Consider the following 9,059-nt stretch of genomic DNA (forward strand, 5'->3'; position numbering starts at 1 on the left):
GATGTTTTTCTCAAACTAGCTTCTTAATCTGATACTTTTCCCTTTGGCTGCATTTACTCTGATGTTTTTCTCAAACTAGCTTCTTAATCTGATACTTTTCCCTTTGGCTGCATTTAATCTGATGTTTTTCACAAGTTAGCCTATTAAACTGGTGTTTTTGCTTGTTCGGTTCATTAAGCTGGCATGAAATGATCATAAGAAAAGAATTTTGAAGGCTGAATCAGTAGTAAGCCCATGTAGATCAGAGCACTAGTTAGACTTCGGGCAACCTAGTTACCATCGAAGGCTACCTTTTAATTGGAATTATGTTCGTAAAAACAACATTATATAGACTCTGTGAATAATTGATTACGATCTGAATCGAACTGCCTCTTAATAGAACATTGGCTATTCGTAAACTTCTAGAGCAACGTATTCAATTTTAGATAAGGATTATGTTCTACTGGATCTGATTCAAGATGTTTAGCTATGGAGTAAAATTAAACTGTCAACCGAACTTTTAACGCGACTATATTCAAAAATGTTGGTCAAGTGGCTGTTAACAAAGAACATCATGCTGAGAAAAGCAGATAAACTTTAATCAACTAACTCCCTTAGATTAGAGATCAAAATCTGCAAATAAAAACGCCCCCATAAGTGAGGGCGTGTTATCACCGAATTACCTTTTTGTATATACGCTTTTCGCAGTCGCTCTAACTTTAAACTTCTCCCGAAGTACCTACATTAATTCGGCTATAGAGCGGGTGGAAGGGCTTTTTCAATTCGACTAATCCTTCTCTTACCTAAGCCTATTGTAGCTGAAGTCCCGCTTGTAGACCATCATTGACACGAAAACACTTGAAAGTAGAAGCTAAGGCAGAGCAGGCATCCCGCACGGACAATTTTGTGTTAGTGAAACTACTAAATTAGCAAATTATGGATTATCTAGGGCTTTGCAAATCGCTAGTTAAGGTGGCCAAATTTAGTATTCCACTACTGGGGTTCGATAATTCTCAAAATACAATATCTAAGGATTTTCGGGAAAATGTTAAGTTCGAACCTACAGTAGCAAGTTGTACCGATGGCCTGTTATTCCTTTTTTTATCAACGAAGCAGAATCCGTTAAAGCCAGCGAGATTTGATTTCGCTAATTGATACCCTTTATAAGGGAGCCTGTCTTCATAAAGTAACAGTTCAGTTTCCGACATTGACCTGTGTAACCACTCTAAAGCGCTCGATGAATCACTTTCAAGTAAGCTTTCCGCAGTTTTAAAAGCCTTTTCATCACCATCTAACCTTTGCATCAGGAAAAGCATTTGAGCGTTTGCGCAGTGAATGATTTCGCATTCTTTATCACTATTTGATAGCCGTGGAGCGTCGCTATAGCTTATGCCTAACTTAAAAAGCAACCACGAGACGTGTGCTAACAACTGGGTGTATTCGTTGCTGTTGTAGATGTTTTCACTGTCATTGAGGATCTGAATTGGAGATTCTTTTTCATTAAAGAAACGGAAAAAAGAGATCTCTCTAAGTTTTTTAAGGTGCTTCTCATCAACTATTGGTTTTGTTTTGTTGGCATTGTCTTTAGTCGGCTGTACCTTGATTTCATGCGAACCGACAATAAACTCGTGACGGCTAAGGTTATGAATTACAACGAAGGCCATTAGTAGAAAGCTCATTTTATTGGCTTCATTATCCGAGTTAGAAACATATACCTTTTCAAGCTTATTAAGTATTTTCGTGAGCTTTTTATGTACATATTCTACTTGCTCAGGAGAAATACTTGGGTTTTCAGCGGTATCTTCATCATCTGTTCCGACAAGTTCTTCCTCATTGCGTCCTAAATGGTCTTCTCTATATAGAGAATTGCTGCCTGGCTGGATAGAAGGTATGGCATGAAGAAACATATCTAAGATTAGGTTTAAACCATCCGACGATATGGCACGCCTTCCTGACTTGGTGTGAGCGTAGTTTTCTTGATCAATGCTAACAATGAGCGAATCTCTCTCATTCGTATCACCATGAGTTTGTGGTATATATTTTTCAGATGTACCGACAGGGCGGCGTAATTGAGGTGTTAGCTTCTCAATGCAGTTAAATAGAAGATCAAATTGAGGGTAATCAGTACTTAATGATGAAACAGCCTGTCTTAACTGGCGTTCTTCAGAAGACTCACATAGTTTTTCTAGCGAGGGGACGTTATGTGTAACGACAGTAGCGATTAACTTTTCATTAAGGAGTAGGTAGATCAGTTTCCCGCAGTCTAACAACTGCTCAGATATAATAATGACCTGATTTTCTAGAGTATGTTCAATTTGGTAATAGTCACCAAACTCATCCTTGTAAAACGGCTGACAACCTCTATGGCTATCCTTGAGCTCGATTTCTAAAGACTGGTTAAGTTCTAGTTCAACAAATACCAACTCGATATGTGTAGTGTCTGTAGAGCCTTCGCTTAGCTCTTTGCTATTTACTTCCAGTACTTCTTCTGACGCTACCATATCCAAAAAGTTGGTTGAGATTATTGCGTCCTTTGCATCTCCATTTCGGAGAAGAAGCATTGCCTCAGCATTGGTATTACTGCCAGTCTTAAGCCATGCATTGCTACTGAAATTAGCACTACCTGATATGAAGAATGTTTCTTGATTGGCGATAAATACTAAAGCTTTTGCATGAGCGTATGTTGTGAACTCTGGCATACTATCAGGTTGGATAGATTTTATATCTACAAATTTTACGGTGCCACTGTGCAGTATTGTGGTATTCAGGCAAACGCTTTTAGGCTGTATTGCAATGATGGGTTTAGCTACAGAAAACTCAGAAAGAGAAGAAACGAACTGTCCCGAGCTGTCAAAGAACGCTGAAACGCCGTATGTTTTGTCAACTGTTTTCGGTAGGTGCGTTTGGAGGCTTCTCCAAAGACATTCTTTATTGGAAGAGGATGAAAACAGGAAGCTATTGCTACTAGGTAGCTTCGGCTTCTTTTTAACCCATGGAGCTAAAGTCTTGGCTTTACCTAACATCTCTCTAACTATCTGAGACGAGCTTTGCCCATAATCATTCAGCCATATTTCAAACGCATGAAAAGCATCTTTAAAAATAGAAAGATCTTCTTCGTTAGATTTCTCATCGAACCTAATTACATTTGTAACTTCTAAGTTGCTGCCGAAACCAGATAGAGTCATGTTGTGGCTTCCAACTACAAGCAAGCCTTTCCTTTTACCAAGGAGCATATACACTTTGGGGTGAAATGCTTGGTTACATTTCATAGGTGCAATGCCGTATGCGTAGCCAGCAAACTTAGGTGGAAAATTCTGGATAGCCGCTTTTAACATGCGATTATCAACGAACAGTAAATGATTTGTCACACCAGCAATTTGCATTTTTCGAAGAAGGTACTCTTCATAGAATGCAAAGTTAATAGAGTAGCTTGTCATTAGGCATGAATCGTAACCACCTTTCTTCAGCTCTTCTATGAGCGAAATAGGGCTGCTCATAGGCTCACCTTCAGAATGTCATAGCCCGCAGGTTCTACTAGAAAAGAGTTCTTTGTTATACGAACCATGCCAAGATCTGCCATAATTTGAATAACTTGCTTAAATCTTGGTGACGTAAAAACTGCTGGGGGTGGCTTTATTATTTCGATACCAAATTCACTGGGTAGGAAACGAAAGGTCATCTGTTGTTGGTTTCTTAGCTTTCTCATAGCAACAAGAAAGTGGTTCTCAAGTAAGCTATGGTGAGTTAATTGTATCAACCCTGACAGAGTAGATTGTTTACTCAATTGGGTATTTAAAGTTTCACAGATAGCTAACAGATTGAGTGGGTATCTATCTAAAAAGCTTTTCTGGAGCTCTACGCTGTTATACCCCGACTTATTCTGAGTGCGGGAAACCAGTGCTGCCAAGATCATTAGGCAATTATTAGTTATGGATTCTAAATCGTTACTGCCATTCTTTGTAAGTTTCTCTACTCTGTGGGCAAGAGTCATTTCATGGTTATTTTCATCCCATCGTTCATAGTTAGGTAACTGAACAGAAAGTTGAGACAAGGTTTGATCGAATTGTTGGTGATGATAATTTGATATTACCTTGCCACCAGGCCCTTCTTGCCAGTACCACGCAGCTATTGACCGAGTGTCTTTGAAGTTCGGTCTGCGAGATTCAGTTGCTTTTAGAACACAGTAAAATATTCCTTGCATGGCAATAGAGGCTATCTCATTTCTAGCGTAATCTTGCCAGCTAGATTCAATGTTCCAAAGGTGCTCGTATTTACCTGTGTATTGAAGAGCATTTGTATAAGCCAGTTTTCGGAAGACCGCCACATCAAAACTTTGAGAGGTGTCTGTTTTAGTAATATGCTCGGTGAGAGCAAGGATATAAGCCATCGATTCAACGCGGCTGAGAGCTTGAAAGTCAGTTTCGTATTCTGTTTGATAAAGTGACGTGAAACCTTTGGTGAATAGGTTAATTAAAAGAGTTCGTTCTTCACTGTCGCATGATAGATTACATGGGCAGAATGACTTTAAATAAGTCAGAGTTTCGTAGGTAAACTCATCATTTTCAATAGTTTCCAAAAAAAGTGATGAGTTAACGTTTTGGTCAAATGCTTTGGCTAGTTTTAGTCCTACTTCTTCAATGAGCTTCCCGTTTTTAGGAGACTCACCCGCTAGTATTTTTAGGTTGCAAAGTGTGCCAAAGTAATACTGTCCTAGGCCGCCAAAGGAGTTCTTAAAGTATCGAGAGGAATCAGGATTAGTATGGCTAAATTGCGATAGCTTGAATTTTTTCCCTGAGGTGATGTCTTCGAAGTGTTTCTGAAATGTATCCTTGCCTACAAGAGCCCCAGAGTGATTAACTGCACCGTCATCACTTGTTTCATGTGCCATAGCGGCAAGTGTGAATAGGCAGTCTGCTCTTCGGAACATTTTTAAAAAAGTGTCACTATCTAACCACTTTTTCCTTTCGAAGGCATAAAACACCCATGCGTAGAACGAATAGTACCGAGCTCTATCGGTAACATTAGTGATTCCAGGAAGAAGTTTACCGTAGACTTCGATGCATGGAGCTTGCACTCCTAAATGGTCGAGGCCAGTAATCTGATTAATCGGCTTAACCCAACCAGTATCTGAGGTAGCTTTCAAGCTCATTGTCCTACTCGTTAAGGATATACAAAACAAATATGTATAGCTGTCTATACGCTAATTTGGTATTTAGTGATGGTCATCGGTTTCCTGATTTAAATCCAGGTACTAGGGCTCGAATAGAGTCAACATGCTCTAGCTCGTGCCTATTCATCAACTGCAAGTTGAAGGCATGCGGTGGCAAAGAAGCATCAGGCGTACAGTCTACGTGAAGGTCATTGAGCACGTAGCCCGCTAACGCTTCATTGATTGTAATGTTTCGTACGTATTGACCTTCCATACCAAGATCAATGGCTAAGTCATTTCTATTTTCATGCTTAGAGTGTGGTGCAACACTTAAGACGACATCACGGTTCCAAAGAGAATCGTCCTCTATAGTCTTGTCGTATGAGCAGTCAGTTTGCTCAGCCTTAAGAATTCGACTGATTCTAAAGCACAGGAATTTACGTCTTTTACTATCCCAAGCACGGATGTGCCAAGCCCCAAGTCCTTTGAATAGAGAATGAGGTGTAAGGGTTCTAGTTTCGGTGCTAGTTGAGGAGCTGTACAGGACAGAAATACAGTGTTTATTCAGGATCGATCTTGTGACTTGAGAGACGATATCAATTGATAGCGAATCTAACACTGTCGCGAAGCTGCTTACACCATAAGTTGTTACTGGAATAGAGTTTAGCTCCTGCCCCCACGCTATTAATCTAAGAGCGGCTTCTGGTTCATGCTCAAAAGCAGGGCTAAACGATGTTGACCTCATATATGCTCGTATGCTTTCGTTGAAAACCGTGTTATTGGGGCAGCGTTCCTTGTAAACGTTAAAAGAACGGCTGGCTGTAGCAACGGCGATATCACCGTGCTGAATAAGGTCGGATCGATTCACTTTCCCGAAGAAGCAAAGATAGAAATCAATAAGCCTTAGTCGTTTTGTTTGTGGAGATTCAACACAACGCACAATGAGTACTCTTATCAAAATGAACTGTACTAATTTACTCTAACGAATCTTTTGATACCAGTGTAATATAAAATCAGTTGATTATCTGACCGCTAGTAGACACGTTACACTCGGCTCTTATGGGTGTTGAGGCATTTCTCTTTTAAAATGCCTCTTGACTCTAGTGGAAGTTGGAAGCGCAAATAACGGACTAACTTAATGGCAGCCGAGTCAGTAAGTTTGTCGTAAATCATTCACTAGCCGAGGGGTTGAGAATATCTCTACCGCACTGTAATGAAAGAAATAAATAAAACTGAAACGAAGAGTTCAAAGCTACTAGGAATCGTACTTTTCCACTCATTTATCCCTGGGAAACTATTCAAGGTCAAGGCTATCGGGCATAGCAACAATACGGGTGATAACGGAGCTGGTAAATCCACTCTGTTAAGCTTACTTCCAGCGTTCTATGGAGCCGATCCGAGTAAGCTGGTGGATAGACAAGCGGATAAAGTTTCCTTTGTTGATTACTACTTGCCCACCCCAAAATCTGTCATCGTGTTCGAATATGAAAAGCTTGGTGAGAGAAAGTGTTCTGTAATGTATCGAAATGGCTCCAGTGTCGCTTATAGGTTTTTGACAGGAACCGCTGAACAATTGTTTTCTCAGCATTTGTACGACGAGCTAATTAAGCAAGGAAGTGAAACTCGAACATGGCTTAAAAACCTTGTGTCTCAGTCAATGTCAGTAAGTTCGCAAATTGAAACTAGTGTCGATTACCGCTCAGTAATTTTAAACAATAAAAAGCGTTTGGCCCAAAGACGTAGTACGGGTAAAAACTTAGTTGCAATCGCTCATGAGTACTCGTTGTGTTCTGCGAGCCATAACATGAATCATATCGACATTTTGACGGCGACAATGATGCGCCATAAGAAAATGTTGAGTCGTTTTAAGACGATGATTGTGGACTGTTTCTTGAACAATACATCGATGGACGATGTCCCATATAAGAAAGAGTATATCAACCTAGCAAATAGCCTAGATGTGTTTGTTCAACTAGACACTAAAAAGAGTAAGTTCGATGAAGCAGTTGCAAGTAAAGACAGCCTTGATGAGTACATAAAGCAACTAAACTCCTATCGAGCTCAAATCGCTTCTTATCTGCGTCAACTGGCATTAAATGACACTCAGTTGTCTGACAAAATTCGTTCGCAGAAGGAGTTGCACGGCTCTCTGGTCAGTGAGAGGAAAGATAGACTTCAAAAGCTTGATACTGAGTTAAGCATTCATCGGACTGAGTTTGAAAGGAAATCCAAAGTAGTTGATGCTATTTACAATAAGCGTGACAAGTACGAGAACGAGGATGATATTTTAGGGAAAATCACGCTTTACAATAGCTTGAGTGACTTGCTGAAGGAAGCAGAATCTGCAAAGAAACATTACGACAACTTACTGGAAGACGTAGAAACCGAAGAAAGTACGTTTAACAGTCAGGTACAAAAACTGGAACTCGAATGTGCTAATTTCCGCTCCCGTAAGCAAAAAGAAATCAATAGCATACTTAACACTAAGGAAGATATATTCGAGCAAAAAAACGACCGTTTAGAGGCGATGCAGAGTGACCTCAACCTTCAAAAGAAAAAGTTGCAAGATGAGTTCGATGAACAGTCTGACAAGATAAGACAAGAACAATTCCGACTTGCAATTCTAGAAGGGCAGTCTTTAGAGTTCACACCAGAACAAAAAGGCGAATTACGTAGTCTGGAAAGTGATCTTGAGAGTAAGCGTGAAAAACTTAACGCTTCTCACAATGCAGTAATTCATTTGAATGAGCAACTACGTCAGGCAGAGAAAAATCATGAGAGCAGTCTTTCTACTTACCACACATGTACTAGCGAATTAAAAGAAATTTCAGATGAAATAGTTTCTGTTAGTCGTGCATTATTGCCAGCAAAAGGATCGCTCAACGAGTACCTAGATCAAAAAGTGCCTGATTGGCGCGGCAATATAGGCAAAGTAATCACTCCTAGTTTGTTAAATGCGAAAAACTTGAAACCATTTTTCGACCCAGAAGCTACGGAGTCGATTTTTGGTCTCTATTTGGATCTGGATTCAATCGCACTTCCTGATTACTGTCTGAGTGAAGAGAAGCTTTCAGAGCGATTAGAGACTCTAAAAATCAAGGAGTCAGAGGTAGAAGTTCGGCAAGGTAAAGCGAAGAGCAGAGCCAAAAGTGATGAGCAAGAAGCAGATAAGCTTCACAAAGAAATAAAAATTCAAAGTCAAAGAACAAAAGTCTTTGAGGAAGAACTGAGCAAGCTCAATCTCCTAAAAGATCAAAAAACAGTCCAGTTTGAAAGTGATGCTGAAAGTCGTACATCTGAAGTTAAGAAAAAGAAAAGCGTACTAGAGTCTGAACTTTTTACCATTAAGTTTGAGCTGAAAGAAAAACTCGAAAACGAAGAACAGCGCCATCAACAAGAGCGTGTTCAGGTGAAAGCTAACTTCGATTATCGCTTGTCAGAAGAGGACGCGAAAAAAAGTGCTATTGATGAGCTGATCAAAAATAAAGAAAAGATAATTTCAGACAGAGTTAGTGACTACAAGTTAGCGTTCAACCAAGCCTTGATGAGTAAAGGAGTAGATCCAGTCAGTATCGAAAGAGCCAAGTCGAAGTGGGAATCTCTCGAACGCCAATGTGAGGAAATAAAAACATTTCAAGCTTTAATTCACGACTATGACACTTGGCTAGAATCAGAATGGAAATATATTGATAGCTACAATTCTGAAATTTTGGTTTTAGATCGACAGATCACGGGAGGTGAATCGAAGAGAGACGACTATGAGAAGTCGGTAAACAAAAGAATTGATGAAGTATCGTCTTCAATCAAGTCATATGAAGAAGGTCTCATTACAGTCAAGGAGGCCATAGCGAAGCTTACTACTTGTACTAACAGCCTAGAAAAAGGTTCATCGCGGCTTTCCGGGGAAAGCCGCTTTTATCTTCAAGAAGAA

4 protein-coding genes are annotated in these 9,059 nt (G+C 39.9%); 1 reads left to right on the forward strand and 3 read right to left on the reverse strand.

The window, feature by feature from the left end:
• Nucleotides 1-992: 992 nt before the first annotated feature.
• The 3 genes from ACED42_RS20870 to ACED42_RS20880 form a co-directional block, all read right to left on the reverse strand.
• Nucleotides 993-3,476 (reverse strand): hypothetical protein, encoded by a 2,484-nt coding sequence (locus tag ACED42_RS20870; RefSeq protein ID WP_371703990.1) that lies wholly within the window; start codon nt 3,474-3,476, stop codon nt 993-995.
• On the reverse strand, nt 3,473-5,128 hold the full coding sequence (locus tag ACED42_RS20875; protein ID WP_371703992.1) for a hypothetical protein: 1,656 nt from the start codon (nt 5,126-5,128) through the stop codon (nt 3,473-3,475). Before ACED42_RS20875 ends, ACED42_RS20870 begins: the two co-directional genes overlap by 4 nt.
• Nucleotides 5,129-5,201: 73 nt before the next feature.
• Nucleotides 5,202-5,873 carry a WYL domain-containing protein gene (locus ACED42_RS20880; protein WP_371703994.1) on the reverse strand — a complete coding sequence of 224 codons (672 nt, stop codon included), beginning with the start codon at nt 5,871-5,873 and terminating at the stop codon, nt 5,202-5,204.
• Nucleotides 5,874-6,341: 468 nt separating this feature from the next.
• Here ACED42_RS20880 and ACED42_RS20885 point away from each other — a divergent pair.
• Nucleotides 6,342-9,059, forward strand: a 2,718-nt coding sequence (locus tag ACED42_RS20885) for an ATP-binding protein (protein ID WP_371703996.1), incomplete at its 3' end; no start/stop codon positions are given.

The sequence above is a fragment of the Vibrio sp. FF145 genome (assembly GCF_041439075.1).
GTDB lineage: Bacteria > Pseudomonadota > Gammaproteobacteria > Enterobacterales > Vibrionaceae > Vibrio > Vibrio tasmaniensis_A.